We start from the raw sequence: 26,398 nt of genomic DNA, 5'->3' as shown, positions 1-26,398 counted from the left end.
ACGCCCGGCCTGAGCCGGGCGCGCCTTGTGAAAGCGATGCCCTCACATCTTCTGGTCGGCGTGGACATCGTTCGGCCCTGGGTTGTCGGTCGCCGAGCGATTGAGCATGTCGCAGTGGCTTTTGGCTTCCTGCTCGGAGGCGTAGATGCCCTCCTGGTCAAGGGTGTCTTCATCGTAAACAATAAAGCTTTGCTCGGTCTCGGCTGCCGAGGTGGCATCCAGTGCGTCCTGCGAGGCAGGTTTGCAGGCGTAGGTCATGTCAGTGCCCTCCATGGGGGAACCTTCTGATTCTAGTGCTGCGTGGTCCGTGCTGGCAGCACGCAATGGTCCTGTCTCCTGGTGCCGACAAACGAGCGAACACCGTTCGGCCGGGCATCAGGTCGGATGCCTGGCCCGATGCCGCCCCACCAGTGCATTCCACGTCGTGAATACCGCACCGAGCGCCAGCATGGCGGCAATGGCCAGCAGGGCGTGTCGGCCCAGATGATGATTGAGAGGAATGGCCAGCGCCGCACCGGTGACCAGCGCGCTCCAGCGTACCAACCCATCCAGTCCGGCCCTGAAGTTGCCTTCGGCAAAGGCGCGCCCGGTTCTGACCAGCATGCCGGTCAGAAAGGTCACTCCCGATTCGTTGCCGCTGACCTGGTTGAGCATGCCCATTGCGGCGGCAATCAGAAGTACCGTGATGAAGGGGTAGTCATCCCCTTGGGCAAAAGGCATCGAGGCGCTCATCAAAAGGGCGGTGAGCAGCAGAATCACCGTGGGCCGCCATCGTCCGGCGCGCATCCCGATCCACGCTCCCAGCGCCGTGGCAGTGAAAAACGCCGCGATGACCGCGGCCAGCGGCGTAATGCCGGCCCAGTTTCCTTCCCCGATGTGGCGCCCGATGTGCGAGCTGTTGCCGGTCATGTAGACCGCCAGCAGATCGCGACTGTGCAGGTAAATCAGCGCGTCCGTGGCGCCTGCCACCATGAACAGCAGCGCAAAGGCCGGGAATGGAATCTTTCTATCCAGCATGGGGGCACCTGAAAACGATCATGACGGCGGTGAGTGTAGTGCTTTCGCAAGCGAGTGTGCCGTCATCGATTCGACCTTCGCTGTGCGGTGGCCGTGTTGCCTGCGCCAGGGTCATAACGAACAGGGTGTCGAGCGCGGTGAGCAGTACACTGCTGTCATGGTCTGTCACGTTTGGTGGAGGGGGTCATGCCTTATCGCCTTGAGATGTCTGAAAGTAGCCGCAAGGGACTCGCGCGCATTGCCGCCGAGCAGATTGACCGGGCGCGCCGTGATATTGCCCGGCGCGATACGGTGGAGGGCATTCACAAGCTGCGCCAGCGCTGCAAGCGTGTCCGGGCTATCCTGCGGCTGACGCGCCCCGCGCTGGGTAAACACTACGCCGAGGAAAACCGGCGCTTTCGCGATATCGCACGGGCCGTGGGCGGCCCGCGCGATGACCAAATATTGATCGATACCTTTGATGCGCTGCTGGCCGCCCAGGGGAAAAGTGTTGATCGACGCCAGTTCACGCTGACGCGCCAGCAGCTGCTCAAGCGACACCGCCAGGCGCTGAAGGCGACGTCGCTGCCGGACATGGCCTGGCTTGAGGTCGAGCTTGAAAGGGCCCGTCACGCGCTTGAAGACTGGGCGCCTGCCATCGACCGTTTTAAATCGCTGCGCGAGGGGCTGGTCGAGACCAGCCGTCGGGCGCGTCAGGCGATGAAAAGGGCCGAGCACGCCAATGATGAAGCGGCCTTTCACGAGTGGCGCAAACAGGTGAAGTACCACCGACACCACTGTGAACTGCTCACCGATGTGTGGAAGGCGCCAATGGAGGCTCGCGCCCGCGAGGCCCACCGGCTGGCGGATCTGCTTGGCGAGGAGCACGATCTGGCCATGCTGGCGCAGGTGCTGAGCGAGCCCCAAACGGCCGTGCAGGATCAGACGCTGACAAATACCTTGCTGAAAATGATTGCCCATCGCCGCCAGGCGCTTCAGGGCGAGGCGCTGCTGCTGGGGCAGCGGCTGTTTGCCGAAAGGCCCGAGGCACTGGGCAAGCGGATCAAACGCTACCGCGACGTGGCACGCCGGGAAACCCGAAAGGCCGAGCCGTTAGCCTCCTGATCGACGCCAGCGCTCAAAATGGCGATGATAAGCCTTTACTCATGAGCGCGGAGCCGACGACATGGCAGGGCAGCAACATCACTATCAGGTCAGGGTGCAGTGGCAGGGCGGTCGTGACACCGGCACGACCGGCTATCGCGACTACGGGCGTGAGCATCAGCTGAGCGCCCCCGGCAAGGCACCCATCGAGGGCTCCGCCGATCCCGCCTTTTTAGGCGACGCCGATCGCTGGAACCCGGAGGAGCTGCTGGTCGGCTCGCTGTCAGCCTGTCACAAGCTCTGGTATCTGCATCTGTGCGCCGAAGCCGGCGTCATCGTACTGGCCTATGAGGATCACGCCGAGGGCGAGATGGATGCCGCACTCGGGCGCTTTACCCGCGTCATCCTGCGCCCACACATCACTCTGAGCGCTGACAGCAGCGAGCAGCGTGCACGCGAGTTGCACGAAAAAGCCCACGAGAACTGCTTCATTGCCGCCTCGGTCAATTTCGTGGTCGAGTGTCAGCCGGTATTTGTCCGGAAGGGCGCCTGTCATGGCTGAGCAGACCATCTGGTATCTGGAAATGCGCGACCCCGATGCCCATCGCGCCCGGGCACTGCCGGAGACGTTCACGGTCACCGAGTGCGAGATCCCTCAGTTTGCGCTGAACCGCTTTTTGTATGAGCTGGTCGGCGCGCAGTGGCAGTGGGACGAAAAGCTCGAAGGCGATCAGAACGCGTGGCGGGCGATGATTGAAAGTGATGCCCATCGCACTTTCGTGGCGTATTACCGCGGCGCGATTGCCGGCTACTTCGAGCTGTACCGTCCGGATGGCATCAACGTCGAGATTCTCTACTTCGGGCTGGTGGAAAACTTCATCGGCATGGGGTTTGGCGCCGGGCTTTTGAGTCACGCCATCGATCAGGCCTGGCGCTGGACGGGCACCGAGCGCGTCTGGCTGCACACCTGCTCACTGGATCATCCGGCGGCGCTGGAGAACTATCAAAAGCGCGGCTTTACGATCTACGATGAGGAAATCGCGCCCTGTTGACGATCGTTGCCGTTACGACATGGCCATGGTCCTTGACGACAGCATCGAGCGGGCGGTGGTTTCTCTCCCTCATCGCCTTGATAAGGCAGTTATCATGAGCGGTATGGCCGTCGTTGTTAACGCCTGCTGCCCTCTGCCTTTCCATGATCGTTCCGGGATAAATGTCGATGTCGTTTGTGCGCGCGCCTGTTATGCAACGCCTGCTGCCGGTGGCCCTGCTGGTGGTGGCCATGAGCTCGATCCAGAGCGGCGCCTCCATTGCCCAGCAGCTCTTTCCGCTGGTGGGCGCCTCCGGAGCCACCTCCATTCGCCTGCTGCTGGCCGCCATTTTGATGCTGGCCATCTTTCGGCCGTGGCGCCAGCCATTGACGCGCAGCGCCTGGAAGGCCATCACCGTTTACGGTGTGGCGATGGGGCTGATGAATTTTCTGCTCTATCAGGCGCTGGTTACCGTGCCACTGGGGATTGCGGTGGCGCTCGAGTTCACCGGACCGCTGGCGGTGGCGGTGTTTACCTCACGAAGGCGTCGCGATCTGGCCTGGATTGCGCTGGCCATCGTGGGACTGGCGATCCTGCTGTGGCCGGACAAGAGCGTCGAGCACGGCATTGATCTTCGGGGCGCGCTCTGTGCACTGGGCGCGGGGGTGTGCTGGGCACTCTATATTCTTTTCGGGCGCCGGGCCGGCAGCGGCAACGGTACCCAGAGTGCTGCACTGGGCATCACCATTGCCGCGATTGTCATGGTGCCGATCGGGCTGGTCGAAGCCGGCACCGCCATCCTGTCGCCGGCCGTGCTGCCCATCGGGCTTGCCATCGCAGTGCTCTCCACAGCGCTGCCCTATACGCTTGAGATGTTTTCCCTGTCGCGGATGCCCACCCACATGTTCGGTACGCTGATGAGCCTGGAGCCGGCCATTGGCGCGCTGTCGGGGCTGATCTTTCTGGGCCAGCAGCTTACGGTGCTGCAATGGCTGGCGATCGGCACCATCATCATGGCCTCGATGGGCACAACGCTGACCTCGCGTTCGGCAGCGCCCGTCCAGAGCTGACGGATGCCCGACGCTATTCCCCCGCGGGCCGGCAAGGCGCTTTCACGGACGCTGCCGGCCGATGAGCTGATCGCACAGCTTGATAATGAGAGCCGCTGGCTCGGTTGTGCATCAAAAATTATTGAATAAACAATCACTCATGCAAGAATGTTGAGACGACAAGGGAAAATGCCTTGCTCGTCCTCCGCTGGGTTGACGAGCCCGATGCGTTGATTCCCAGTTTTCAACTGCGCAAGGAGTGATCATGACAGGCCAGACCCCGGGGACTCGAGACGTGCCACATGACGTGGTCGTGATTGGTGCCGGCGCTGCCGGCATCGCCATCGCTCAGGGTCTTCGCAAGCGGGATGCACGCCTTGATATCGCGCTCATCGATCCGGCCTCCGAGCACTACTATCAGCCGGGCTGGACGCTGGTCGGCGGCGGGGTGTTTGACGCCGACCGGACCCGGCGGAAGATGCAGGAGGTTCTGCCCAAGGGCATGACACACTACGCCTGCCTGGCCGCCGGCATCGACCCTGATCGGGGCGTCGTGCGGCTGGAGGATGGCCGCACCGTGTCCTTTCGCGCTCTGGTGGTGGTGCCGGGGCTCGAGCTTCACTGGGACGCCATCGACGGGCTTGCCGCAACGCTTGGCGAGTGCGGTGTCACCTCCAACTACCGCTTTGATCTGGCGCCCTATACCTGGTCGCTGGTCCAGAAGCTGCGCCAGGGACGAGCGCTTTTCACCCAGCCGGCCATGCCCATCAAGTGTGCCGGTGCGCCGCAAAAGGCGATGTATCTGGCTTGTGACCACTGGCGCCGCCTCGGCGTGCTGGGCAACATCAACGTCTCCTTTCACAACGCCGGCGGTGCGCTGTTTGGCGTGCCGGCCTATATCCCGGCCTTGATGGAGCAGATCCAGCGTTACGGCATCGGCCTTGAGTTTCATCGACAGCTGGTGGGCGTGGATGGGCCCGGGCGGCAGGCGCACTTTGTGATCCATGATGCCGATGGTCGACAGCGTGAGCACGTTGAATCGTTTGATATGCTCCATGTCGTGCCGCCACAGCGCGCACCGGCGTTGATTCGTAACAGCTGCCTGGCCAACGATGCCGGCTGGCTGGACCTGCACCCCCACACCCTGCAACACCAGCACTATCCCGCCATTTTCGGGGCCGGCGATGTCAGCGCCACGCCCAATGCCAAGACTGCCGCGGCCGTACGGGTTCAGGCCCCGATCGTGGCGGATAATGTCGTGGCCTATCTCGGAGGCGAGGCGCTGTCAGCGCGCTACCAGGGCTACGGGGCCTGCCCGCTGACGGTCTCGCGGGGTCGGGTGGTGCTGGCCGAATTCGGCTATGGCGGCGAACTCATGCCGACCCTGCCGGTCTGGCTCAACGACGGCCAGCGGGCCACGGGCCTTGCCTGGCAGCTCAAGGCGCATCTCATGCCGATCATCTACTGGCAGATGATGCTGAAAGGGCGTGAATGGATGGTGTCATGACGCGCCCCATAACCTTTTGATCAGGTTGGGCGGGCGTGCATGCTTTAAGCTTGTGGCAACCGTTTTAATGAGGAAGTGCTGTGGCCGCCGGTAGCCTGTTGACCCTGCTTGATGATATTGCCGCCCTGATGGATGACGTCTCCGTCATGACAAAAGTGGCGGCCAAAAAAACCACGGGGGTGCTGGGGGATGATCTGGCGCTCAATGCTCAGCAGGTCACCGGCGTGCGCGCCGATCGTGAGCTGCCGGTGGTCTGGGCCGTCTGTAAGGGCTCACTGCTTAACAAGCTGATGCTGGTGCCGGCGGCGCTTCTGATCAGCGCCTTTGCCCCCTGGCTGGTGACACCGCTTCTGATGCTGGGCGGCGCCTATCTGAGCTATGAAGGGGTGGAGAAGCTGGCGCACGCCTGGCACAAGTGGCGACACCCGGAGGCTGCCAAAAAGGACGCCACAACTGCCGAGCGCTCCCCGGAGGAGCAGAAGGCCTTTGAGCAACAGCGCATCAAGGGCGCAGTGCGTACCGATTTCATTCTGTCGGCGGAGATCATTGCCATCACCCTGGGCACCGTGGCCAATGAGGCCTTCATGCAGCAGGCGGTGGTGCTGTCGATTATCGCGCTGGCCATGACGCTGGGGGTTTACGGCCTGGTGGCGGCGATCGTCAAGCTGGATGATCTGGGGCTTTATCTGAGCCATCGCAGCACCTCCGCCGCCCAGGGGCTGGGGCGGGGTATTTTGACCGCGGCACCGTGGCTGATGAAGTTTCTTTCGGTGGCGGGAACGGCGGCCATGTTTATGGTGGGCGGCGGTATCCTGACCCACGGCATACCGGTGCTGCATCACGCCATCGAGGCGCTGACGCTGGCCGAGGGTGATATTCCGGGGGTAGGTGTCATTTTACAGCCGATTACCCCCACGCTGATCAACATGCTGGTGGGTCTGGTGCTGGGTGGGGTGATCCTTGGCGTGGTGACGCTGGTGAAAAAAATGCGCGGCACCCACTGAGATCGCTTCTGACGAAATGCTCTTTAATGCCCCGGGCCACGGGGCTGTGACCAGGGAGAGGTAACCCATGACCATGCCCGATAGCGTTGTGCCGGAGCGCAGCGAGCTGGATGCCAGTCAGGGACCGGTAGTGGTGGAGTTCGGGACGCCCTGGTGTGGCTATTGCAAGGCAGCGCAACCCTTGATCAGCGACGTCATTGGTCAGGCCGCCGGGGTATGGCATGTTCGTGTCGAGGACGGCAAGGGCAATCGGCTGGGACGGTCATGGCAGGTCAAGCTCTGGCCAACGCTGATCTTTCTAAAGGATGGTCAGGAGCAGGCACGCTGCGTGCGTCCCGAGACGCGCCAGGCGCTGGAAGCCGCGCTTGAGCGTATTCTGTAATTCTGCAGGGCAAGGGTCATGCGAGAGGACGGGTAATATCGGGGTAGGCAAGGGTGGGGCATACATGGTGACCCGAGAGTGTCATCACTGACAGCCATGACGTCCTGCCATGGCGCTCTTCCCTGAGTTCTATCGGGTCGACGTGGTCTGCTTCCCTGCCACGTCCTGTCTCCCTTTGGCGGACACCTTTCGGTTCCCCGGGCAGGTGCCGGGCGTGAGGAGCATGCTTCCCTTCATCAGCCAGGTCCTTCTGTCCGGGTGCCTTCCTGGCACCACCTCAAGCCACAGGTAATATATCGGCTTCGTTACCGGCTCAATAGATGCAGATGTATCGGTGCCCCCGATGCATTTGCGGGGTCTGTCCACCGACGGGCTGCCGGGTTGCCATAATGAATCGACCGTCATGAGGTCTTCTTCGGGTCCGGCGCAACGTCCAGGCCCTGATGGCGCGCGATAATAATGGCTTCACTGCGACTGTGGACGTCCAGCTTGCGATATAGCGAGGCGATGTAATTGCGCACCGTGCTGTGGGCCAGCGACAGCTCGGTGGCCATGCGCTTGTCGGAAAGCCCCTGACACAGCAGGATCAGCACTTCGCGCTCCCGGACGCTGAGATTGATGACCGACGGCGACGTGACGGGCACGGAATGCTGGGTATGGCGGACGCTGGCGAGTTTTTCGACCAGGGTGCGCGTAAACCACGAGGCGTCCTGCATGACAGTGTCGATGGCGGCAAAGAGTTCTGCTTCCGTGCGCTTGCGCTGGGTGATGTCGACCAGCGTCAGCAGGACCCGGTCATGATCATCGATGCTCACCATGGTGGCCGAGATCAGCCATGTCAGGCAGTCACCGCCGGGAATGGTCACGTTGCTTTCAAGACCGCTGATGGTTTCGCCGGCATCCAGTGCCGAGAGGATGCGGCGGCGAACGGCGGCAGGCAGGGGCGCATACCGGGTCAGCGGCCCGGTCTGCGAGACGCTGGCATCATGGCCCAGCGCGCTGTTAAAGGCGTCATTGACCTCCAGCAGCGAGAGCGTGTGATGATCGGCCAGTGCCGTGGGCACCGGCGACAGGTGAAACAGCGTTGAAAACTGCGCTTCGCTGCGCCGCAGCGCGCTCTGGGCCCGTCGGGTCGGTTCAAGGTCTGTGAAGGTCAGCAGCATGCAGTCTTCCTCGCCAACCTCGATGGGCTGACCGGCCACCACCACACATTTGCTCTCACCCGTGGTCCGCGGATGCAGCACGGCTTCCATCTGGGCAATCATCAGGCCTTCCTCAAGGCGGCGAAGGGCCTGTTCACGCTGGTCGGCGCCGGCAAACACATCCAGCTCGTGGATGGAGCGGTCGAGCACGTCCTGTTCGCTCAGTTCGGTCATGTCCAGAAACCCCTGGTTGACGCGAATGAAGCGCTGATCATGCAGCCGGCAGATCAGGGCCGGGGCCGGATTGATGTTGAACGATCTTTCAAAGCGTTCCTCGGCGCTGGCAAGGGCCGTGATGTCCTCGATGATCAGGGCCGCCACATGGGTGGTGGCATCAATGCTCAGCACCCGGCCGCGGGTGCGGTGCACGCGCAGATGGTCTGCCTGATCGGGCAGTATGATCTCGACGGTGACATCATCGAAGGGCGTGCCCTCGAGCAGCTGGACCACCGGTGGGTGCGGCTGGTCATGCGGCGTTTTAAAACGCAGCTGAAAGCGCTCGCGGTACGCCACGATGGTGGTGCCCAGAGCATCGACCCGCGAGACCTCGTGCATGGCCAGCGCCGCCCGGTTGGCCCAGCGCAGTGAACCGTCCGGGTCGAGCAGCATGACGCCTTCTCTCATCTCTTCGATCAGCTGGGACAGCGGCGAGGAGAAGAGATCATCAGGGCAGGGGATGTCGGTAATGGCAAGCTGGTCGGACACGGCGGCTCTCGGGCGATGAAAAACCTTATGATGCAATGGTGTGGCGATGGTGAACAGCACGCGATTCGTCGATAGGCCCGCTATGCTTGAAACGCCTCGCCCGTCCGGGCGAGTGTGCCATCTCAAGGAGTGCCATGATCATGACCCAAAAGGCCGACAGTCTCTGGCAACAGCGACTCCATGATTTTCGTGACGCCGTTGCCGGGGAGCCGATGCCCGGATGCGGTGCCACGGCCGTGGTCAGCGCCGATCTGGGCCTGGCACTGGTGCTCAAGGGATTGAATCTGAGCCAGCAGCATGACGCCAGCGCCCCGCGTCAGGCGCTGATCGATGAAGGTAACTCGCTCAAGCAGCGCCTGAGCCCACTGGCCGAGAAGGATGTGGCGGCGTTTGAAGCGTTTATGGCCGCGGTGGGGCGCGACGGGGAAGACGATGATCGCACGCAGGCCATCCATGATGCGGCCGATAACGCCGTTGAAGTGCCGCTGGAAACGGCCCGGCTGTGCGATGCGGCGCTGGCACTGTCGTATCAGGCCAAAGCGCACATTGAGCAGCAGTTCACAAGCGATGCCATTGCCGGCGCCCGCCTGATTCATGCCGCGCTGCATGGCGTACTGCTTAATGTGGACGCCAATGCCGGGCAGCTTGGCAGTGACGCGGCCCGGGATCAGGCAAGGCATGCCCGCGAGGGTCTGGCACAGCGCGCCGATGCCCTGCTGGCGACCATCACGAGCGCGCCGGACTGAGCCCCGATCGATTCCTCTCATCAGGTCATCTCATCAACTCATGGCCCAGGCGCTTTTTCGCCGCTGGGTCAGCGCGACCGCACCGTCGATCAGGGTCAGCAGCACCAGACTGCCGCCTAAAACCGGCAGTGCCAGCCCCAACAGGATGGCGGTGGCCACCACGGCCAGCGCTGCCGGTCTCGGTGCCTGCCAAAGCGCCTGTATTAGCGTCACGGGCGTCACCGCGGCGCTGGCTCGAGTCGGACGCCGACGCCACCACATGGCATATCCCAGTACCAGCATGACCACCAGCGCACTGGCAAATACGACCAGCACCAGTTGATTGATCACCCCGAACAGCACGCCCATGTGTAGATCCACGCCCCAGCGGGTCAGTTTGGCCGCCAGCGGGAATGTCTCGAATCGGGTGCGATCAATCACGGCCATGGTGGCCGGATCGATGGCAGCTTCATCCACTTCGGTGGGCCATTCGCGGCCGACCTCACGCACCTTCCAGGCACTGCCCGGTCCTGCAGCGGGAACGATCTCTATCCTGTCTGCCTTCAGCCCCTCGGTGCGGGCCGCGGCCAGCACGCGGTCGTAAAGTGTCGGGTCAAGGGAGTGACCCATCATGGCCATGTCATGCCCCGAGGGCTCGGCATGTTCGGCGTGCGGGCCCTGCGCGGTCGGTGCGGTGCCGTTCAGTTGCGTTGAGACCGTTGGCGTCTGCCAGCCGAACAGGTGACGCAGCTCGCCGATATTGCCCCCGGCGTATTTTGACCAGGTCAGCCCTGTGGCAGAAAAAAACACGAAGCCGATCAGTGCCCAGGGGCCCAGTCGAGTGTGCCAGCGACGGGCGCGCTGCCCGGCCTCATTGGCCATAGGGTGCGCCGTGCGCGCACTGCTGCGCCGGCGCTTGAACCAGAGCGCCAGCCCGCCAAGGGCCGCGATCCAGAGCCAGGACGCCGCCAGCTCGCTGTAAACGCGTCCCGGCTCGCCCAGCAGCAGGCTGCGGTGAAACTTGTCGATGGTGATGCGAAAAGCCGAGATGCCGCTGGTGCCATAGACCGGCAGGGCGCCGCGAACCTCGTTAGTGACCGGATCGACAAACATCGCCAGATGCTCCCACTGCCCAACGCTCGGGTCTGAAAACATGACTCGGGTCGTCTCGCCCGGTGCGGGCGCCGGACGGACCGCCATGGGCGCCTCATTTCGCCCCAACGCCTGCTGGGCGGCGTGGATCTGATCGGCCAAGGGCCGCGGCGTGCCGGCAGCGCTGTCGGTATAAAACTGCTCGTGATAGAGCGCGCGCTCGATCTGCGGGGTCATGGCATAGACGATACCGCTGAGGGCGACGAGCAAAAGAAACGGACCGACCAGCAGGCCGATATAAAAATGCAGTCGGGCAATGAAGGCCCAGCCCCACGGTTGGCGACCGGCGGCAGTTTTGACGGTAGGGTCTGACATGAAGTCACCTGTCATGGCCATGGTTACTGACGCCATGGCGTAGTCTCGATCGGCCTGCTCTGGTACAGGGGCCGATGACGGCAAGAACGTGAGGGGATGACGGTTCAGGCAGACAGGGGTGGGGCACGCGATAGGGCGTTGGGAAAGGGAGAATGCCGGGCATGACCCTGCAGGCGAGCGGGCACGGGCGTGGTGTCAGGCCCGGCGCGGCTGGGAGGCAGCGCCAGGGCGGTCTCGGCCATCAGAGGCGTGTGGGCCAACAGCGAGCAGTAGCCACACTGGGCAAGGTCCATGTGACCGGCGGGGTGTGTGCTGTCGTGTTGGCCAGTGCTGACCTGATGCATGTGCTGCATCTGCTGCATGGCCATGGCGTGGCTGGCCGGCATGTCGACGCGCTGAGTGTGCCAGGCAGAGGCGTGGGCGCGCTCACGCTCATGGGCCAGCGCCAGTGTCTGTGACAGCACCGGGGCCAGAAAAATGACCAGCATGGCGGCCAGGGCCAGCCAGGCCGGAAGTGAGCAGCGCAGACGGGTCATGAGCGAGTAAGGACAGCGTCCGGGAGTAGAAGGATCAGAGTCCGTGACCTTACCGCAAACCGACGCCTGATGATATCGCAATGCGGCAACGCCGGCCCGGCAATATCTTCATGACAGACAGGGTTCATGACAGACAGGGGAATACGGTTAGCTCCGGGAGACCATGCCCCGGCAGTGGCGGAGCAGCAACATGCGACAGCCTAGTCGGCTGCAGAAACGCTGGAGGCCGAGACGTCATTGTCATTGACTGCCTTGAGCGCTACGGGCACATGAAGGGCCACGGCGTCCGGCTGTGCGTCGAACGGCTCATTGGCGGCGCCCACGATCAGGCGACGACGTTCAAAGGCCAGATCGCTGCGCCGACCCAGATAGGTATCGCAGTCCCGGCAATGCACGGGATCCTCGACCGGGCGCAGGTGCCCCGATCTTACAATAATGCGTCGGCTGCCACAGTGAAAACAGCGGACATTGAGCTCTGTGGGCCTCATGAAACACCTCTGTAATTTATTTATCCATGTTATGTGATAAACCTCAAACGCCCTAGCATGAAATTGCCTTTTCATACTTCAAGCTCAGGCCACTGGACCGTCCATTTCATGTCTTTAATGATTGAGTCAGTCGTGGCGCTGGTCGTCAGGGATGGCCGCTCCCAAAAGGTGTCCACCGGGTGCCGGCACTCCCCTGCGAATCCATTCGGAGAAGCCGGGAAAGGCATGGCCCCCGTTATCGGCCGCCAGAGCTCTGGAGTTGATATGGCCGCGCGACTTTAGTTCAACAAGTGGCCGGGAAGTATCCAGTGCTTTCAGATCATACAGATAGCCGGGCAGGTAGCCCGACAGCAGCAGGCGGTAGTCGGTGGGCAGCCCCGGGATAATGTTTTTCACCATGTCAAAGACCAGCGTGGTGCAGTTGCTGGTCAGGGTGTTGTAAAAGGCCGGCGTGTCTCGCAGGTCATCGGCCTCGTCCAGATAGGCCAGAAAGAGCGTGCGGGCAGCCTCCTCTGGCAGGGCAACGCGATAGAGATAGACCTCTTCTGCGCGCACGTTGGAGCGGGTGCGCACGATGTCGTGTTCATCGGCGGCGACCAGCGCCATCTCGAACTGTTTGAAAAAGCCGCCAATGGCAGAAAAGGCCTCATTGCGCTGACGGCGAATCTCGACGGAAAACACCAGCTGGCGTCCGTCATCAAAGCCGAAACTGACCAGCGTGTGGGCGATGGCCGGACCCATCCAGTAGGAGACGATCAGATCCGTGGAGGTCAGTTCGGAAAGTCGATAGGTACGCGTCTCCCAGCGCTCGGTATAGCGCTCCGGCGTCTGCCAGTCGAAGTTGCGCACGTTGTCGATGGTGACAAGGTCCCCGTCGACGACGGCATGAGGCAGACGCGACACGTCATCGGCCCAGTCCCGATCATTTCGGGGCGCAATGCTCTGCCACCAGATCAGCAGAACCGCCAGCGCCAGAAGCCATGCCCCCAGCGCGATTCGGCGGCGCACGATGGGCACTCTCAGTGTCATGAGCGTCGCGCTGAGTCCGAGCAGCCCCCAGACGACCATGACCGTCACGACCACGGCAGAAGGCCCCGGCAGCTGATAAAAAAGCGCCAGTGCGCCCCACAGAGTGGCCGACACGATCAGCAGCGCGGCGACAAGACGCTAGGTCCAGCGCAGGCCGCGTATTAAAGGGGAGGGCATGAACGGGCTCCGGTCATTGCGGTCAGGGAAATTTTTAAATCGGGACATGATGTCGGATCCGCTGTCATGCGCCAGGCTTGAGCCAAAGATAACGCATTGCCCGAGTGAGAGCCTGCCAGGAGAGCACCATGGCCATACCGTCCCCCGTTGCACCGGATATCCGCCGTACCATGATCGCTGCCATATTGCTCGGTATCGGCTTCATGGCCGCCATCGATGAAATCATCTTTCACCAGGTGCTGGCCTGGCACCACTTCATCGATACCGGCTCCTCGGCGCTGGCACTGGCCTCCGATGGCCTGTTGCACACCATGGAGCTGGTGCTCTTCATTGTCGGGGCCTTCATGATGATCGAGCTGCACGGGCGTGCCGCTCAGGCGCCCGGCTATCGTGGCCCCGGCTTTCTGCTGGGGATGGGGGGCTTTCAGACCTTTGATGGCATCGTTGATCACAAGATTCTGGGGCTTCATCAGGTGCGCTACGTCGATCATGTCTGGCTCTACGATATCGCCTGGATCGGCGCGGGGCTTGTGGTGCTGGCCATTGGCTGGAAGCTTTTGCAGCGTGCCCGGCAGGGGCGGGCGACAAGTCAGCACTGATTAAACAGGCGCCGCCGTGACCGCCCACTCGACCCTGCACACGCCCATGGCCATGGGCGCGACTTCTGCCGTCGCATGGCTGCTGATCGCTTGTCTCTGGCTTGTCTATATCGCGGGCGTCTGGCGCACGCGTCGACAAAAACCCTGGCCCTGGTGGCGAACGCTTCTGTTCACGGCAGGCTGTCTCACGCTTGCCGTGGCGTTTGTGCCCGCGCTCATGCACGCTGCCCATCAGGACGTGCGATGGCACATGGTGCAGCATTTATTGCTGGGCATGTTCGCCCCGCTCGGGCTGGTGTTTGCCGCCCCCATGACGCTTTTATTGCGCAATCTGCCGCCCGGTGGCGCTCGGCGGCTGGTGCGCTTTCTGGGCACAGGGCCGGTGCGTGTGCTGACGCATCCTGTCACTGCAGCACTTCTGGATATCGGCGGCATGTATCTGCTCTACATGACGCCGCTGTATGCCATGAGCCTCACCACGCCGTGGCTGGGTCATTTTCTGCATCTGCACTTCATCATTTCCGGCACGCTCTTTACCTGGGCGATCGCCGGGCCCGATCCTGCGCCGCATCGCCCCGGCTGGCGCACACGCATGGGCGTGCTGTTCGTTGCCATGGCTGCACACGCCACGCTGGGCAAGCTCTTGTATGCCTTTGGTTTCCCGCGCGGTACCGGTGCCGGGCTCGAGGAACTTCATCAGGCAGCGATGTGGATGTACTACTGGGGCGATCTGGCCGAAGCGGTGCTGGTGGGGGCATTGATGCTGGCCTGGCTGCGCCGTCGCCGTCGTGCGCTGCACCCTGATGGGGCCCCGGCGGACACTCGTACCGGCTCGGACGCGTCATTGCGGGTCGATGATCCTGGCAAAATGGCGTAGACTGCGCCGCAAATTACTTGCCCCTCCATGACGTGTGCCCGGCCTGATGCGGTGCGCGGTCATGACGTTACCGTGCGGACCCCGTCTTGCAACTCGACATCCAAAAGCTTGGCTGCGAGCGCGATGAGCGCTGGCTTTTCAGCGACCTTGACTGGCAGATCGGCCCGGGAGAGCTGTGGCGCATCGAGGGCCCCAACGGCTCGGGCAAGACCACGCTGTTGCGCATTCTTTCCGGCCAGATGGCGGATTATACCGGCACGCTCTCATGGCACGGCGAAAAGCTTTCCCGCTGTCGTGAGGCCTTTATGGCCTCGATGCTTTATATCGGCCATCGTCCGGGCGTTAAAAAGGCGCTCACGGCGCTTGAAAACCTCGACTGGTATCAGGCCATGAGTGCGGTGGAAGAGGGCGGCGGCGCCCGGGCACGTCGCGACGCCTGCTTTCAGGCGCTCGAGGCGGTCGGGCTGGCAGGCTTTGAGGAGACGCCGGTAGAGGCACTTTCCGCCGGTCAGCAGCGCCGCGTGGCGCTGGCCAGGCTGGCCCTGGGACATCAACGGCTCTGGATTCTGGATGAACCCTTCACTGCCATCGACCGCGACGGCGTGCGTCAGCTGGAGCGCTGGATGATGGCGCACTGTGAGGCCGGTGGCAGTGTGGTGGTGACCTCGCATCATGACAGCGGGGAACTTTTACCCGCGTCCAGGGTTCTTAGAAACCTTTGCTTTGACGGGCAGGGAGGCGTGCACGTTGACTGCTGAGCGCGCCGACCCCCGCCGCCGGACTGTCGAGGTTCTGCCAGGTCTCTGGCAGGGATTTGCGGCCACGCTGGGTCGCGACTGTCGGCTGCGTTTTCGTCGCCGCAGCGAGCTGGCCAATCCGCTGATCTTTTTTGCGCTGATCGTCACCCTCTTTCCGCTGGGACTGGCGCCCGACAGCACGCTGCTGTCAGGCATCGCGCCCGGGCTTTTGTGGGTCGCGGCGCTGCTGTCGGTGCTGTTGTCCCTCGATGGTCTTTTTCGCGATGACTTCGATGACGGCACGCTCGAGCAGCTGCTGCTCGCCCCGCAGCCGGCCAGCGTGCTGGTGCTGGCCAAGATCGTGGCGCACTGGCTGACCACCGGCCTGCCGCTGGCGCTGATCTCGCCGCTGCTGGCAGTCATGCTGTCTCTTCCCGGTCACAGCATGGGCGTTTTGATGCTGACGCTGCTTTTGGGCTCGGCCACGCTGAGTCTGGTGGGCGCCATCGGCGCGGCGCTGACCGTGGGGCTTCGGCGCGGTGGCGTGCTGCTGTCGCTGCTGATTTTGCCGCTGTATACGCCGGTGCTGATCTTTGGCGCCGGTACGGTGCGCCTTACCATGGAAGGCGCCGTGATTGCGCCCTGGCTTGCGCTGATGGGCGCCATGCTCGCCCTGTCCCTGCTGGCCGCGCCCTGGGCGGCGGCCGCTGCCCTGAAACTCTCGCTTGATGGCTGACCCTGCCCCGGCACCGACTTGAACAACGTTGATCGATAATCATGTGGCCCATTATTCATAAACTCGGCTCCCCAAAATGGTTCTACACCATGAGCGGGCGCTGGCTCCCGTTTCTCTGGGGAATCGGTACGATCCTTGTCATCACGGGCAGTGTCTGGGGACTGGCCTTCGCGCCGCCCGACTACCAGCAGGGCGACAGCTTTCGCATTCTCTACGTGCATGTGCCGGCCGCCATTCTGGCGCAGTCCTGCTTTGCGCTGATGGCCACCTGCAGCCTGATTTTTCTGGTCTGGCGCATCAAGCTGGCGGATATGGTGGCCGGCGCCGCGGCGCCCTTCGGTGCGGCGATGACCTTCAGTGCGCTGTTTTCCGGAGCCATCTGGGGCGTGCCGACCTGGGGCACCTGGTGGGTGTGGGATGCGCGACTGACCTCGATGCTGCTGCTGCTGTTTCTCTATCTTGGCATCATGGCCCTGCGCGGTACCTTTGCCTCCCGCGACGGCGGCGCCCGGGCGGCGGCTATCCTGTCGCTGGTCGGGGTCATCAATCTGCCGATCATCAAGTATTCGGTGGTGTGGTGGAACACGCTGCATCAGGGCGCCACCTTCAGCCTGATCGAAAAACCGGCCATGCCGGCGAGCATGTGGCTGCCGCTTCTGCTCATGGTCATCGGGTTTTATCTGCTGTTTGCCGCCGTCACGGTGGCCCGCACGCGCAACGAGATCATCAGACGCCAGCCCACCGCCCGCTGGGTGCGCGCGCTGGTGCAGGGAGGGCGCAATGGCCTTTGAATCGCTGGCCGATTTCTGGGCCATGAATGGCTACGCCGTCTATGTCTGGCCGGCCTTTGGGGTCGTGCTGGGCAGTCTGGTGGCGTTTGCCCTCTACAGCCTGTTGGAACAGCGTCGGCTGCTGCGCCACGTGGCCGCGCTCGAGCGACGTGAAAGGCAGCGTCCCACGGCTCGCGCCGTAACCGATGACGGAGAGACGACATGAAGGCGCATCGTCGACAGCGACTGATCCTCATCGTGGTGCTGGTAGCGCTGGCCGGCGTGGCCATCGGGCTTGCGCTCTATGCGCTGCGGGCCAACATGAACCTGTTCTACTCGCCGACCCAGATCAGTGCCGGGCAGGCGCCCGGTGGGCGTTCGCTGCGCGCCGGCGGCGTGGTGCGTGATAACAGCGTTCAGCGTGATCAACAGACGCTGGATGTGACCTTTACCGTGACCGATTTCGAACATGATGTGCCGGTGCACTATCGCGGCATCCTGCCGGATCTTTTCCGGGAAGGGCAGGGCGTGGTCATTGTGGGCACGCTTGACGAGCGCGGCTGGATCGAGGCCAGCCAGGTGCTGGCCAAGCACGATGAAAACTATATGCCGCCGGAAGTCGACGGGGCGCTCAAGGCCGCCGAAGCACGCAGGGCGATTCCCTCCGATGCGCCTGCGGTAGCCGATAGCCGCGCCTCCGGAACGCCCTGAAACGAGATCGTCATGCTGATTCAGATTCTTCCCGAACTCGGGCTCTACGCCATGATGCTGGCCCTTGCCATGGCGCTGGTGCAGGCCATCGTGCCGCTGGCCGGCAGCCTGACCCGTCGCCCGCTGTGGATGAGCTACGCCGCACCCATGGCCTGGGGGCAGGCGCTCTTTTTGCTGACGGCCTTTGTCTGTCTGGCGCTGGGCTTTTTGTTCAATGACTTCAGCGTTACCTACATCGCTGACAATGCCAATTCAAACCTGCCCTGGTATTACCGACTCAGTGCGGTCTGGGGCGGGCATGAAGGGTCGGTGTTGCTGTGGTCGATGATGATGGCCTTCTGGGGGCTGGCGGTCAGTGTCTTTTCGCGCAATCTGCCGCGCGACATGCTGGCTCGCGTGCTCTCGGTGCTGGGCATGATCAATGCAGGCTTTCTGATTTTTATTCTGGCCACGTCGAGCCCGTTCGAGCGCATTTTGCCGGTGCCTCCGTCGGACGGCGCCGATCTTAATCCGCTGTTGCAGGACCCGGGGCTGATCGTGCATCCGCCGATGCTTTATATGGGCTATGTCGGCTTCTCGGTGGCCTTTGCCTTTGCGCTGGCCGCACTCATGGGCGGTCGCCTGGATGCGGCCTGGACACGCTGGGCGCGGCCCTGGACCAATCTGGCCTGGGCGTTTTTGAGCGTGGGCATTGCGCTGGGCAGCTGGTGGGCCTATTACGAGCTGGGCTGGGGCGGCTGGTGGTTCTGGGACCCGGTCGAGAACGCCTCATTAATGCCCTGGCTTGCCGGTACGGCGCTGATGCACTCGCTGGCAGTGACCGAAAAGCGCGGCGGCTTCAAAAGCTGGACGGTGCTGCTGGCGATTGTCACCTTCTCGCTGTCGCTGCTGGGCACCTTTCTGGTGCGCTCGGGGGTGCTGACCTCGGTCCATGCCTTTGCCAACGACCCTTCCCGCGGCACGTTTATCCTGATTCTGCTGGGGCTGACCGTGGGCGCCTCGCTGACGCTGTATGCCTTTCGGGCACCCCGGGTCAAAAGCCCGCTCGGCTTTGGCTGGTGCTCCCGCGATGCGATGCTGCTGTTCAATAACATCCTGCTGCTGGTAATGATGGTGACCGTGCTGCTGGGCACGCTCTACCCGCTCATTCTCGACAGTCTGGATCTGGGCAAGATTTCGGTAGGCCCGCCCTATTTCAATACCCTGATCGTGCCGCTGACGGTCGCGCTCGGGCTTTTCATGGGCGCAGGCCCGGTGACGCGCTGGAAGCAGATGGCGCCGCGCGAACTGATCAAGCGGCTGTGGCTGAGTGCGATCGTCTCGCTGATTGTCGCGCTGACGATTCCCTGGCTGTATGACGGTGCCTGGTCGCTGCCGGTCAGTCTGGGTCTTCTGGTGGCGGCGTGGATCGTGGTGCCGCTGGTGCGCGAGCCGCTGACGCTGATCCGTCGCTTTGGCCTGCGCGGGCCGGCGAAGCTTTCGCGCAGCCACTACGGCATGGTGCTGGGCCATATCGGCATGGCGATGACCATTGTCGGCGTGACCATGGTGTCGAATTACGATCACGCCGATAACGTGCGCATGCGCCCGGGGCATTCGGTCGAGGTCGGCGGCTATCGCTTTACCATGACCCAGCTCAACGAGGTGCATGGCCCCAACTATCTCGCTGATCGCGCCACCGTTCGAGTGACGCAGGGCGATCGGCTGATTGCGATGCTGCATCCGGAAAAGCGCTTTTTTGATGCCCGGCGTCAGGCCATGACCGAAACCGCGCTGGACCACGGGCTGACCCGTGACCTGTACGTGGCCATGGGCGAGCCGCTGGATGACGGCGAGTCGTGGGCGATGCGCATTCAGGTCAAACCCTTCGTGCGGTGGCTGTGGCTGGGTGCCCTTTTGATGGCCGCCGGCGGCATTCTGGCGGTCTGTGACAAGCGCTACCGTCACCGTAGTCGAACCCGACAGGCGATGGAGGCCCGTCCATGAAAAAACGCTACTGGCTGTTCGTGCCGCTGTTGATCTTTGTGGTACTGGCGGTGCTGCTCTGGCAGGGCCTCGGACGTGACCCGTCCCATCGCGAGTCGGCACTGCTGGAAAAGCCCTTTCCGACGTTTTCCCTGGCCACGCTCACCGACCCCGAACGCACGGTGGACGCCTCGCTGCTGAAAGGGCAGGTGACACTGGTCAATGTCTGGGGCGAGTGGTGCCCGACCTGCAAGCGCGAGATGCCCCAGCTTCTAGCGCTGGCCGAGCGCGGCGTGCACATGGTGGGGGTGGATTACAAGGACACTCGCGAGAAGGGGCGCGCCTTTTTGAACGAGTTCGGCAATCCCTTTGCGCTCACCGTCTTTGACCCGGAAGGGTCACTCGGTTTCGACCTCGGCGTCTATGGGGCGCCCGAGTCCTTTATCGTCGACGCTCAGGGCAACATTCGCTATCACCACACGGGCTATATCAAGCCCGAGGACGTCGAGGGCGTGATCCTGCCGGAGATTCAGCGATGGCAGTGATCCCGAAGGCACTGATGGCGCTGCTGGTGGCGGCCCTGCTGATGCTGCTGACAGGCACGGCAGGCGCCGACGATCTGCATCACTTTGATGATCCGGCCCTGCAGGCGCGTTATGGCGAGCTGACCGCCTCGCTGCGCTGTCCCAAGTGCCAGAATCAGGCGATTGGTGACTCCGGCTCGCCCATTGCCGGCGATATGCGAAACTTTGTGGCGCGCGCGCTGCGTCGTGGCGACAGCGATGAGGACATTCGTCAGGCCATGGTGGATCGTTTCGGCGATTACGTGCTGTATCGACCGCGCCTTGAGTGGCGCACCATCGCGCTCTGGGCGGGCCCCGGCGTGGTCGTGTTGCTGGGCGTTGCGGCCATTGCGGCACTGATTCGCTCGCGTCGACCTGAGCGCGTCCAGGCGCTGGACAGTGACGAGCGACGGCGCCTTGAAACGCTGCTGTCGCGCCATGAGCGCTCGAACCATCAGGACAGGAGTCAGCAATGATGGCGTTATGGGTGGGCCTGGCCCTGCTTTTGGGTGTGGCCATCATGTTTTTGCTGCTGCCGCTGTGGCGCAGCCGTGGCCTGCGGGCAGCGCAATCGGCGCTGGAAACACGAGGGGATGAGGTTCAGGACAACGTCACCGTGTTTCGCGACCGACTGGCAGACCTTGAAAAAGAGCTGTCGCGGGGTGAGATCGACCAGGCGCGGTTTGACACGCGGCGACTTGAGCTTGAGCGTGACCTGCTCGCCGATACCGAGGGGCAGACGCCCCAGGGGCTGAAGTCGACCTACAGTGGCTGGTGGCTGACGGCCATCGTGGTGGTGGCCGTGGGCGTTGGCTCGCTGTATGCCTATCACCGCGAGGGCAGCACGGGGGATCTCGAGCTTTATCAGGCCCGTCAGCAGATCAAGCAGGAGGGCGGCGAGCCGCAGCAGTTCATCGCGCGCTTTGAGCAGGAGGCCGGTCGCCAGCCTGATAATCCCAATGTCTGGGCATCGCTCTATCCGCTGTATCGCGACAGTCAGCAGTATACAAAAGCCGATCACGCCCTGACCCGGCTGATCGATTTAAAGGGCCGGGCGCCGTCACTGGTGTCGGAGCTGGCCCAGATTCGCTTTGTTGAAAACGATCGACAGATGAATGATGACATTCGGGCGCTGGCCGATGAGGTGCTGGCAGAAGACCCGCGTCAGCCCACGGTGCACGGCCTGCTGGGCTTTGCCGATTTCACCGACGGGGACTATCAGGGCGCCATCGATCACTGGCGTATCGCGATTGCCGGCAGCGATGATGAGGGCAGTCAGACCGCGCTGCGTCAGGCGATGGCGGCGGCCAGGGCGCGTATGGGGCCCACGGCCGACGGCGCGCCGGTCGAGCAGGACAGCGAGGCGCGCAACGAACAGGGTAGCCGGCCCTGAAATCGGTGCCTGCGACCTAGCCGACATCCTGTGCCGGCAGCCGCTGTGACTCGGCGCAGGCACACTCCAGGCCGTGCAGAAGCGCGCCCAGCCCTTCGGGGGCGCGGGCCTTGAACCGGGCACTGGTCATGACGCGAAGCGAGTGTGCCCAGGTCATGCTGCCGCCCGCTGCCATGAGTCGTTCGACCAGATCCACATCCTCATGACAGCGCAGCGGCCGAAAGCCGCCCAGCGCCTGATAGGCTGCCATGCGGATGCCCAGGTTGGCACCATGCACATGCTGTCGGCCGACGTTCTGGTGCTGATGCGCCAGATAGCGTGCGCGCAGCGCCGGCGATAGACCGTGCCATTGATTCAGATGGATCCCGCCACAGACCGCATCGGTGCCGAAGGCGCATTGAGCGCTCAGCCATGTTTCGGGCACGCAGGTATCGGCATCGGTAAAGGCCAGCCAGTCGATGCCCTTCGGCAGCGCCTGTACCCCGGCATGCCGGGCCATGCCCACATTGCGCGCGTTCACGCTCACCCGGAGCACGTCATGGGCCCTGGCGATGGCCGCCGAGCGGTCCCGGCAGTTGTCGAGCACCACCACCAGCGTGACCTCATGCCCTAGGCTGCGCGCATGGCGGGCGGCGCGGGTCAGCGATTCCAGGCATTCTCCCAGATGCTGCTCTTCATCATGAGCAGGGACCACTACGCCGATGCGCGCCAGGTCATTATGGGGTGTCGTCATGAGCGTCCTCCCGACGAGAGGTCACCGGCGAGGCCGTGCGCTGCCAGAGATCGATCAGGGTGTCGCTGTCTTCGTAATGGCCGTGGTGGGCGTAGTTCAGGCGGCTGCCCAGTGTCTGGTGGACGCTTTGAGCATTCAGGGTGCTGCCATCGATCGGGTGACGCCAGTGACAGGCCAGTAGCTCACCATTATGACTCAGCGCGGCATCGATACGTTCACACAGCGTCTCGAGCCCTTCCCGGCTCAGGTAGTACCCCATCTCGCTGATCACGATCAGATCAAACTGGCCGGCTGGCCACTGATCCGGCACCGCGCCGCAGGTGATGCTCACATGGGGCTGGCCCTCAAGGGCCTTGCGTGCGCGGGTTACGGCGCTGTCGCTGACATCCTGTATGCACAGGGTGTCACAGCGCAGGGCCAGTTCGGCGCTGAGCACCCCGATGGAGCAACCGGGTTCAAAGGCCCGGCGATAGCGCTCGCGGGTCAGCATCGCAAGTGTCAGGTCGCGTTTTCGTTTTTCATACCAGCGGGTGTGGTACTGCCACGGGTCCGCGTGTTCGGCATGGAGCTGCTCGAAGGCCTGGGCGTCCAGACGGGTCATGGGCATCGCCTCCTGTCAGTCATGGGCACCCTGGGGCTCGTCGATAAAAAAGACTTCATAAGGACGCATCAGGCGTGCCAGCACATGGCCGGGCAAAATCGGTGCCTGTCCGGTGTCCGGATCAACCGAGAGCTGACTCTCGTGGGCCTGGATGGCGGCTTCCTTTCTGGCCAGCATGTCCGCATCAAGGGGCAGGCGCCGGGCCCTGGTCCAGGGGACGCGAGAATCCCGGGGGGCGGCCCAGTGCCAGGTCCAGATCGGGATTTCGATCAGATGGGCGCCGGTCGCTTCGCAGGCCCGCGCGCAGGCGCGCCCGGTGGCTTCGTGATCGGGATGGCCATCGCCACGCCAGGTGGTCAGCACCACGTGATCAGCGGTGAGCTGAGCGGCCAGATGCTCAAACAGCGCCGCTTCATGGTGTGCAACGGCCGTATCCGGCAGGCCCAGCCGCTCAAGGGTCGTTTGTCCCTCACAGCCCAGTATCGACAGTGCCCGTTCACTCTCGATGGGGCGCTGGCGGGCGAGGCGCTCGGCACTCCAGTGCGTGGAACCCGTATGGCTTGCCGTGCCATCGGTCACGGCGATCAGGTGCAGGTGATGGCCGGCTGCAGCGAGCTGAAGCATCAGCCCGGCAAAGCCCAGCGTTTCATCATCCGGGTGGGGGGCCACGATGACGGCCTGCTGATGGGACGCCACCAGTGCCTCAGGGGAGATCAGGGGCAGGGCCTCTAGTTCCCCCGTGTTCTGCCAGTCGGCTTCCGGGGTGCCTTCGCCTTCGATGCGACGATCATCAGCGCTCATAATGACCACCCGCTGCTGGCGTCGTCGCAGAGTCTGCCCAGAGCACTCAGGTCGCGCTCGGCGTGGCTCTGGCGCAGATAAACCGGCAGATCCGCCATCATGTGGGCGAAATGGCGATCGCGACAGAAGGGACCCGCCCCCAGCGCTCGGCCGCAGTGGGCAATGATCTGTTCAACGCTGTGCTCGATGATGGCGCGAGTACGCAACGCAAGCATCTGAGCTTCTCTGTCGGGGTGAGCATCAATGACGGCGGCGGCGTCGCGAAGGGAGATCAGGCCGGTCTGCAGCGCCACATCGACGTGGCCCAGATGCGCCATCATGAGAGGGTCGTCCTGACGTGAGGCTGCCTTGGTCTGCAGTGTCCGGGCCAGCGCATGCGCACCGCCCAGCCAGCAGGCTGCGATGCCGGCGCCGCCCTGCCAGAAGCCGGGGCGCGCGATGTAGGCATCAAATCCGCCAGTCAGGGTGGCATGGGCGTCAGAAAATTCTACCTCGACGCTCGCGGTGGCCTGCATGCCGATGGCCTGCCAACCTCGATCGGTGACCGTGACGCCTTCCTGATCAAGGGCCACGGCAGCCAGCCGCTGCCGGTCTTCGTGCCAGACGGTCATCAGCGCGTGAGTGACCATCGGTGCTCCCGAACACCAGGCCTTGGTGCCGTTGAGCGTGACCCGGTCGTCATGGCCGCTGACCTGTGCACTGATCTGCACCCGGGCCTGGGGCGGCTCGGCGGCCCACATGGCCCAGCGGGCGTCATCAGGGGTATCAGGCGTGACGCCCAGCTCGGCCATGATGGCCAGCGCGTCCGTGTGGCCTTCATAAAGCTTGATGAGTGCCAGATCACACCCCGCCACGCGATATAGGGCGCGCCAGCGCGATAGCGTCTCGCCTGATCCGGGAAGAGGAAGCGGTCCCAATGCAATCAGCTGATCCAGCGGGTGGGCCAGGGCATTGATATGTTCTGCGGGCAGATCGTGACAGGCCAGTGCGCGATCAAGTCGTTCGGGGAGAGGGTCCATTCAAGCTCCTTTTGATGCCTGTCACAAGCAATCCATGCCGGGTAAAAAATGACAGGCCAGCGCTTGAGCATAGTCACTCGCGCATCACGTTATCTTGTCCGGCGTTAAGAATTTGCAGTTGGATACAAAAAGGGCTGCCGGATGGCAGCCCTGACAATGGCAATGTGATGCGCTTTTTCTCTCCCGAAGAAAAGGCCTGCGGCGTTACTGGCGTACGCCTTCCAGTGACAGATAAAGATGAACGGTCTCGCTGGCAGGGCCGAGATGGTTGTCCGGATCGATATTGAAATCGGCCAGCTTGAACTCGGTTTCCCCTTCAAAGCCCTGACGATAGCCGCCCCAGGGGTCATCGCCGCCGCCGATGCGGGTGACTTCGATCTCGACCGGCCTGGTCACGCCGTGCAGGGTCAGATCTCCCTTTAGCACGCCTTCATCGGACTCGCCTTCTTTGGGCTCAAAGCCGGTGGACACAAAGCGGGCTTCCGGAAATTTGGACACGTTCAGGAAATCGGCGCTTTTAAGGTGCTTGTCTCGTTCGGCGTGGTTGGTATCCAGACTGTCGGTATGAATGGTGACCTCGGCAGCGGAAGCTGTCAGGTCATCCGGGTCGTAGCTGAAGCTGCCGTCGAAGTCGCGAAACTGGCCCAGTAGCCAGGAGTAGCCCAGATGCTGAATGCGAAATTCGATGAAGGCGTGCTGGCCTTCCTTGTCGATCTGGTACTCGGCGGCATCGGCCGTGGGGCTGACGGCCATCGCCAGCGGTGACAGGGCCATGGCAGCAAGACCGGCGGCAAGTATTTTTTTCATGAGCATTGTTTTCCCTGAATGAACAAACGAAAGCACAGCGATTAAAAAGGAGAAGAAAGGGCGTCAGGCACGGCGCCCCAGCATGCGAATCAATGTGGCATCACGATCAATGACGTGATGTTTCACGGCCAGCAGGCCATGACCGACCCCGGCCACGATCAGCGACCAGGCCACGTACCAGTGCACCGTGCCGGCCAGCGTGGCCTGATCCCTGAACGGGGAGGTCAGTGCGGGCAATTCGACAACACCGAAGACGCTGACGCCTCGACCCTCGGCCGTCGAGATTAGATAACCGGCCACCAGTACCGTGCACAGCAGCAGATACAGCAGTAGATGACCCACATGAGCCGCGCGCCGGGCATGCAGGTGGCCCAGTGCCGGCGGGCGCGGAAAGGCAAGGCGCGCTGCGACACGCAGAATCAAAAGGGCTGCCAGGGTCAGACCGAAGGATTTGTGCCACCAGGGCGCCCGGTGATACCAGCTGTCGTAATACGAAAGGCCCGTCATCCACCAGCCGCTGGCAAAAAGGCCTGCGATCAGCGCTGCGCTGCTCCAGTGCAGCGCCATCGAGGCAGGGTGCCAGCGCTCGGGCCGATTCGATTGCACAGTCTCCACATTGGCCATTGGTGCCATCCGCTTTCAAGCGATGCCGAAGCAAGGCGTCATTGTCATGAACACGGGGCA

The 26,398-nt window shown here is 63.1% G+C and carries 32 protein-coding genes; 19 read left to right on the top strand and 13 right to left on the bottom strand.

The genetic code is table 11. The annotated features are described in order from the left end of the window. Window positions 1-42: 42 nt before the first annotated feature. On the bottom strand, window positions 43-258 hold the full coding sequence (locus ACUN8C_RS14225) for a hypothetical protein (protein ID WP_445619820.1): 216 nt from the start codon (window positions 256-258) through the stop codon (window positions 43-45). Between the two features lie 117 nt (window positions 259-375). After that, window positions 376-1,017 (bottom strand): YoaK family protein, encoded by a 642-nt coding sequence (locus ACUN8C_RS14220; protein WP_445619819.1) that lies wholly within the window; start codon window positions 1,015-1,017, stop codon window positions 376-378. Window positions 1,018-1,203: 186 nt separating this feature from the next. Between ACUN8C_RS14220 and ACUN8C_RS14215 the strand changes: the two genes are divergently transcribed. The 7 genes from ACUN8C_RS14215 (at window position 1,204) to ACUN8C_RS14185 (ending at window position 7,073) form a co-directional block, all read left to right on the top strand. Then, window positions 1,204-2,121, top strand: a complete 918-nt coding sequence (locus ACUN8C_RS14215; protein ID WP_445619818.1) for a CHAD domain-containing protein — start codon at window positions 1,204-1,206, stop codon at window positions 2,119-2,121. A gap of 61 nt (window positions 2,122-2,182) precedes the next feature. Beyond that, window positions 2,183-2,662, top strand: coding sequence for an OsmC family protein (locus ACUN8C_RS14210; protein WP_445619817.1), 480 nt, complete (start codon window positions 2,183-2,185; stop codon window positions 2,660-2,662). Then, the gene (locus tag ACUN8C_RS14205) at window positions 2,655-3,152 is read left to right on the top strand and encodes a GNAT family N-acetyltransferase (protein ID WP_445619816.1); all 498 of its coding nucleotides are present in this window, start codon (window positions 2,655-2,657) and stop codon (window positions 3,150-3,152) included. Before ACUN8C_RS14210 ends, ACUN8C_RS14205 begins: the two co-directional genes overlap by 8 nt. A gap of 167 nt (window positions 3,153-3,319) precedes the next feature. Next, entirely contained in the window at window positions 3,320-4,201 is an 882-nt protein-coding gene (gene rhtA / locus ACUN8C_RS14200; protein ID WP_445619815.1) for a threonine/homoserine exporter RhtA, read from the top strand. A gap of 244 nt (window positions 4,202-4,445) precedes the next feature. After that, window positions 4,446-5,687 (top strand): NAD(P)/FAD-dependent oxidoreductase, encoded by a 1,242-nt coding sequence (locus ACUN8C_RS14195; RefSeq protein WP_445619814.1) that lies wholly within the window; start codon window positions 4,446-4,448, stop codon window positions 5,685-5,687. An 80-nt stretch (window positions 5,688-5,767) separates the two neighbouring features. Continuing rightward, window positions 5,768-6,691: a DUF808 domain-containing protein gene (locus tag ACUN8C_RS14190; protein WP_445619813.1), complete on the top strand. Its 924-nt coding sequence runs from the start codon at window positions 5,768-5,770 to the stop codon at window positions 6,689-6,691. 67 nt (window positions 6,692-6,758) lie between these two features. Beyond that, window positions 6,759-7,073, top strand: coding sequence for a thioredoxin family protein (locus ACUN8C_RS14185; protein WP_445619812.1), 315 nt, complete (start codon window positions 6,759-6,761; stop codon window positions 7,071-7,073). A gap of 401 nt (window positions 7,074-7,474) precedes the next feature. On the opposite strand, the gene ACUN8C_RS14180 is transcribed toward ACUN8C_RS14185, so the two are convergent. Further along, a complete protein-coding gene (locus ACUN8C_RS14180; protein WP_445619811.1) occupies window positions 7,475-8,980 on the bottom strand; it encodes a PAS domain-containing protein in 1,506 nt (501 codons plus the stop codon). Window positions 8,981-9,120: 140 nt separating this feature from the next. Between ACUN8C_RS14180 and ACUN8C_RS14175 the strand changes: the two genes are divergently transcribed. Then, the gene (locus ACUN8C_RS14175) at window positions 9,121-9,726 is read left to right on the top strand and encodes a cyclodeaminase/cyclohydrolase family protein (RefSeq protein WP_445619810.1); all 606 of its coding nucleotides are present in this window, start codon (window positions 9,121-9,123) and stop codon (window positions 9,724-9,726) included. A gap of 33 nt (window positions 9,727-9,759) precedes the next feature. Here the strand turns inward: ACUN8C_RS14175 and ACUN8C_RS14170 are convergent, their stop codons facing one another. The 4 genes from ACUN8C_RS14170 to ACUN8C_RS14155 all read right to left on the bottom strand — a co-directional run bounded on the left by ACUN8C_RS14170 (window position 9,760) and on the right by ACUN8C_RS14155 (window position 13,339). Continuing rightward, entirely contained in the window at window positions 9,760-11,172 is a 1,413-nt protein-coding gene (locus tag ACUN8C_RS14170; RefSeq protein ID WP_445619809.1) for a PepSY-associated TM helix domain-containing protein, read from the bottom strand. A 104-nt stretch (window positions 11,173-11,276) separates the two neighbouring features. Then, a complete protein-coding gene (locus ACUN8C_RS14165; RefSeq protein WP_445619808.1) occupies window positions 11,277-11,708 on the bottom strand; it encodes a DUF2946 domain-containing protein in 432 nt (143 codons plus the stop codon). A 200-nt stretch (window positions 11,709-11,908) separates the two neighbouring features. Further along, window positions 11,909-12,196 (bottom strand): hypothetical protein, encoded by a 288-nt coding sequence (locus ACUN8C_RS14160; RefSeq protein ID WP_445619807.1) that lies wholly within the window; start codon window positions 12,194-12,196, stop codon window positions 11,909-11,911. Between the two features lie 126 nt (window positions 12,197-12,322). Next, on the bottom strand, window positions 12,323-13,339 hold the full coding sequence (locus tag ACUN8C_RS14155; protein ID WP_445619806.1) for an Lnb N-terminal periplasmic domain-containing protein: 1,017 nt from the start codon (window positions 13,337-13,339) through the stop codon (window positions 12,323-12,325). A 191-nt stretch (window positions 13,340-13,530) separates the two neighbouring features. Between ACUN8C_RS14155 and ACUN8C_RS14150 the strand changes: the two genes are divergently transcribed. From ACUN8C_RS14150 to ccmI, 11 genes are all read left to right on the top strand, one after another. Beyond that, on the top strand, window positions 13,531-14,001 hold the full coding sequence (locus ACUN8C_RS14150; RefSeq protein WP_445619805.1) for a DUF2243 domain-containing protein: 471 nt from the start codon (window positions 13,531-13,533) through the stop codon (window positions 13,999-14,001). A 16-nt stretch (window positions 14,002-14,017) separates the two neighbouring features. Continuing rightward, on the top strand, window positions 14,018-14,878 hold the full coding sequence (locus tag ACUN8C_RS14145; RefSeq protein WP_445619804.1) for a cytochrome c oxidase assembly protein: 861 nt from the start codon (window positions 14,018-14,020) through the stop codon (window positions 14,876-14,878). Between the two features lie 86 nt (window positions 14,879-14,964). Continuing rightward, a complete protein-coding gene (gene ccmA, locus ACUN8C_RS14140; RefSeq protein WP_445619803.1) occupies window positions 14,965-15,636 on the top strand; it encodes a cytochrome c biogenesis heme-transporting ATPase CcmA in 672 nt (223 codons plus the stop codon). Then, window positions 15,626-16,351: a heme exporter protein CcmB gene (gene ccmB / locus ACUN8C_RS14135; protein ID WP_445619802.1), complete on the top strand. Its 726-nt coding sequence runs from the start codon at window positions 15,626-15,628 to the stop codon at window positions 16,349-16,351. Before ccmA ends, ccmB begins: the two co-directional genes overlap by 11 nt. Before the next feature lie 41 nt (window positions 16,352-16,392). Then, on the top strand, window positions 16,393-17,142 hold the full coding sequence (locus ACUN8C_RS14130; protein ID WP_445619801.1) for a heme ABC transporter permease: 750 nt from the start codon (window positions 16,393-16,395) through the stop codon (window positions 17,140-17,142). Continuing rightward, the gene (gene ccmD / locus ACUN8C_RS14125) at window positions 17,132-17,347 is read left to right on the top strand and encodes a heme exporter protein CcmD (protein ID WP_445619800.1); all 216 of its coding nucleotides are present in this window, start codon (window positions 17,132-17,134) and stop codon (window positions 17,345-17,347) included. The genes ACUN8C_RS14130 and ccmD overlap by 11 nt, the downstream gene beginning before the upstream one ends. Next, window positions 17,344-17,832: a cytochrome c maturation protein CcmE gene (gene ccmE / locus ACUN8C_RS14120; protein ID WP_445619799.1), complete on the top strand. Its 489-nt coding sequence runs from the start codon at window positions 17,344-17,346 to the stop codon at window positions 17,830-17,832. Before ccmD ends, ccmE begins: the two co-directional genes overlap by 4 nt. 12 nt (window positions 17,833-17,844) lie before the next feature. Continuing rightward, window positions 17,845-19,818 (top strand): heme lyase CcmF/NrfE family subunit, encoded by a 1,974-nt coding sequence (locus ACUN8C_RS14115; RefSeq protein ID WP_445619798.1) that lies wholly within the window; start codon window positions 17,845-17,847, stop codon window positions 19,816-19,818. Beyond that, the gene (locus ACUN8C_RS14110) at window positions 19,815-20,342 is read left to right on the top strand and encodes a DsbE family thiol:disulfide interchange protein (protein ID WP_445619797.1); all 528 of its coding nucleotides are present in this window, start codon (window positions 19,815-19,817) and stop codon (window positions 20,340-20,342) included. Before ACUN8C_RS14115 ends, ACUN8C_RS14110 begins: the two co-directional genes overlap by 4 nt. Beyond that, window positions 20,333-20,836 (top strand): cytochrome c-type biogenesis protein, encoded by a 504-nt coding sequence (locus ACUN8C_RS14105; RefSeq protein ID WP_445619796.1) that lies wholly within the window; start codon window positions 20,333-20,335, stop codon window positions 20,834-20,836. The genes ACUN8C_RS14110 and ACUN8C_RS14105 overlap by 10 nt, the downstream gene beginning before the upstream one ends. Next, a complete protein-coding gene (gene ccmI / locus ACUN8C_RS14100) occupies window positions 20,833-21,753 on the top strand; it encodes a c-type cytochrome biogenesis protein CcmI (RefSeq protein ID WP_445619795.1) in 921 nt (306 codons plus the stop codon). The genes ACUN8C_RS14105 and ccmI overlap by 4 nt, the downstream gene beginning before the upstream one ends. A 16-nt stretch (window positions 21,754-21,769) precedes the next feature. Here the strand turns inward: ccmI and ACUN8C_RS14095 are convergent, their stop codons facing one another. The 6 genes from ACUN8C_RS14095 to ACUN8C_RS14070 all read right to left on the bottom strand — a co-directional run bounded on the left by ACUN8C_RS14095 (window position 21,770) and on the right by ACUN8C_RS14070 (window position 26,338). Further along, complete coding sequence (locus ACUN8C_RS14095; RefSeq protein ID WP_445619794.1) at window positions 21,770-22,486, bottom strand: glycosyltransferase; 717 nt, start codon at window positions 22,484-22,486, stop codon at window positions 21,770-21,772. After that, window positions 22,470-23,087, bottom strand: a complete 618-nt coding sequence (locus ACUN8C_RS14090) for a class I SAM-dependent methyltransferase (protein ID WP_445619793.1) — start codon at window positions 23,085-23,087, stop codon at window positions 22,470-22,472. The genes ACUN8C_RS14095 and ACUN8C_RS14090 overlap by 17 nt, the downstream gene beginning before the upstream one ends. A 15-nt stretch (window positions 23,088-23,102) precedes the next feature. Next, complete coding sequence (locus ACUN8C_RS14085; RefSeq protein ID WP_445619792.1) at window positions 23,103-23,888, bottom strand: PIG-L deacetylase family protein; 786 nt, start codon at window positions 23,886-23,888, stop codon at window positions 23,103-23,105. Next, window positions 23,885-24,907: an acyl-CoA dehydrogenase family protein gene (locus ACUN8C_RS14080; RefSeq protein WP_445619791.1), complete on the bottom strand. Its 1,023-nt coding sequence runs from the start codon at window positions 24,905-24,907 to the stop codon at window positions 23,885-23,887. The genes ACUN8C_RS14085 and ACUN8C_RS14080 overlap by 4 nt, the downstream gene beginning before the upstream one ends. A gap of 204 nt (window positions 24,908-25,111) precedes the next feature. Next, on the bottom strand, window positions 25,112-25,720 hold the full coding sequence (locus ACUN8C_RS14075; protein WP_445619790.1) for a YceI family protein: 609 nt from the start codon (window positions 25,718-25,720) through the stop codon (window positions 25,112-25,114). A gap of 57 nt (window positions 25,721-25,777) precedes the next feature. Further along, complete coding sequence (locus tag ACUN8C_RS14070; protein WP_445619789.1) at window positions 25,778-26,338, bottom strand: cytochrome b; 561 nt, start codon at window positions 26,336-26,338, stop codon at window positions 25,778-25,780. Window positions 26,339-26,398 lie beyond the last annotated feature (60 nt).

The sequence above is a fragment of the Kushneria sp. Sum13 genome (assembly GCF_052692355.1).
The sequence above is the reverse complement of the archived record's forward strand: the minus strand, read 5'-3'. Positions and strand labels throughout refer to the sequence as shown.

Coding starts and splice junctions, on each gene's coding strand:
- ACUN8C_RS14225 (WP_445619820.1), bottom strand. CDS start 258: ATGACCTACGCCTGCAAACCTGCCTCGCAGGACGCACTGGATGCCACC.
- ACUN8C_RS14220 (WP_445619819.1), bottom strand. CDS start 1,017: ATGCTGGATAGAAAGATTCCATTCCCGGCCTTTGCGCTGCTGTTCATG.
- ACUN8C_RS14215 (WP_445619818.1), top strand. CDS start 1,204: ATGCCTTATCGCCTTGAGATGTCTGAAAGTAGCCGCAAGGGACTCGCG.
- ACUN8C_RS14210 (WP_445619817.1), top strand. CDS start 2,183: ATGGCAGGGCAGCAACATCACTATCAGGTCAGGGTGCAGTGGCAGGGC.
- ACUN8C_RS14205 (WP_445619816.1), top strand. CDS start 2,655: ATGGCTGAGCAGACCATCTGGTATCTGGAAATGCGCGACCCCGATGCC.
- rhtA (WP_445619815.1), top strand. CDS start 3,320: ATGTCGTTTGTGCGCGCGCCTGTTATGCAACGCCTGCTGCCGGTGGCC.
- ACUN8C_RS14195 (WP_445619814.1), top strand. CDS start 4,446: ATGACAGGCCAGACCCCGGGGACTCGAGACGTGCCACATGACGTGGTC.
- ACUN8C_RS14185 (WP_445619812.1), top strand. CDS start 6,759: ATGACCATGCCCGATAGCGTTGTGCCGGAGCGCAGCGAGCTGGATGCC.
- ACUN8C_RS14175 (WP_445619810.1), top strand. CDS start 9,121: ATGACCCAAAAGGCCGACAGTCTCTGGCAACAGCGACTCCATGATTTT.
- ACUN8C_RS14170 (WP_445619809.1), bottom strand. CDS start 11,172: ATGTCAGACCCTACCGTCAAAACTGCCGCCGGTCGCCAACCGTGGGGC.
- ACUN8C_RS14165 (WP_445619808.1), bottom strand. CDS start 11,708: ATGACCCGTCTGCGCTGCTCACTTCCGGCCTGGCTGGCCCTGGCCGCC.
- ACUN8C_RS14160 (WP_445619807.1), bottom strand. CDS start 12,196: ATGAGGCCCACAGAGCTCAATGTCCGCTGTTTTCACTGTGGCAGCCGA.
- ACUN8C_RS14150 (WP_445619805.1), top strand. CDS start 13,531: ATGGCCATACCGTCCCCCGTTGCACCGGATATCCGCCGTACCATGATC.
- ACUN8C_RS14130 (WP_445619801.1), top strand. CDS start 16,393: ATGTGGCCCATTATTCATAAACTCGGCTCCCCAAAATGGTTCTACACC.
- ccmD (WP_445619800.1), top strand. CDS start 17,132: ATGGCCTTTGAATCGCTGGCCGATTTCTGGGCCATGAATGGCTACGCC.
- ccmE (WP_445619799.1), top strand. CDS start 17,344: ATGAAGGCGCATCGTCGACAGCGACTGATCCTCATCGTGGTGCTGGTA.
- ACUN8C_RS14115 (WP_445619798.1), top strand. CDS start 17,845: ATGCTGATTCAGATTCTTCCCGAACTCGGGCTCTACGCCATGATGCTG.
- ACUN8C_RS14110 (WP_445619797.1), top strand. CDS start 19,815: ATGAAAAAACGCTACTGGCTGTTCGTGCCGCTGTTGATCTTTGTGGTA.
- ACUN8C_RS14105 (WP_445619796.1), top strand. CDS start 20,333: ATGGCAGTGATCCCGAAGGCACTGATGGCGCTGCTGGTGGCGGCCCTG.
- ccmI (WP_445619795.1), top strand. CDS start 20,833: ATGATGGCGTTATGGGTGGGCCTGGCCCTGCTTTTGGGTGTGGCCATC.
- ACUN8C_RS14095 (WP_445619794.1), bottom strand. CDS start 22,486: ATGACGACACCCCATAATGACCTGGCGCGCATCGGCGTAGTGGTCCCT.
- ACUN8C_RS14090 (WP_445619793.1), bottom strand. CDS start 23,087: ATGACCCGTCTGGACGCCCAGGCCTTCGAGCAGCTCCATGCCGAACAC.
- ACUN8C_RS14085 (WP_445619792.1), bottom strand. CDS start 23,888: ATGAGCGCTGATGATCGTCGCATCGAAGGCGAAGGCACCCCGGAAGCC.
- ACUN8C_RS14080 (WP_445619791.1), bottom strand. CDS start 24,907: ATGGACCCTCTCCCCGAACGACTTGATCGCGCACTGGCCTGTCACGAT.
- ACUN8C_RS14075 (WP_445619790.1), bottom strand. CDS start 25,720: ATGCTCATGAAAAAAATACTTGCCGCCGGTCTTGCTGCCATGGCCCTG.
- ACUN8C_RS14070 (WP_445619789.1), bottom strand. CDS start 26,338: ATGGCCAATGTGGAGACTGTGCAATCGAATCGGCCCGAGCGCTGGCAC.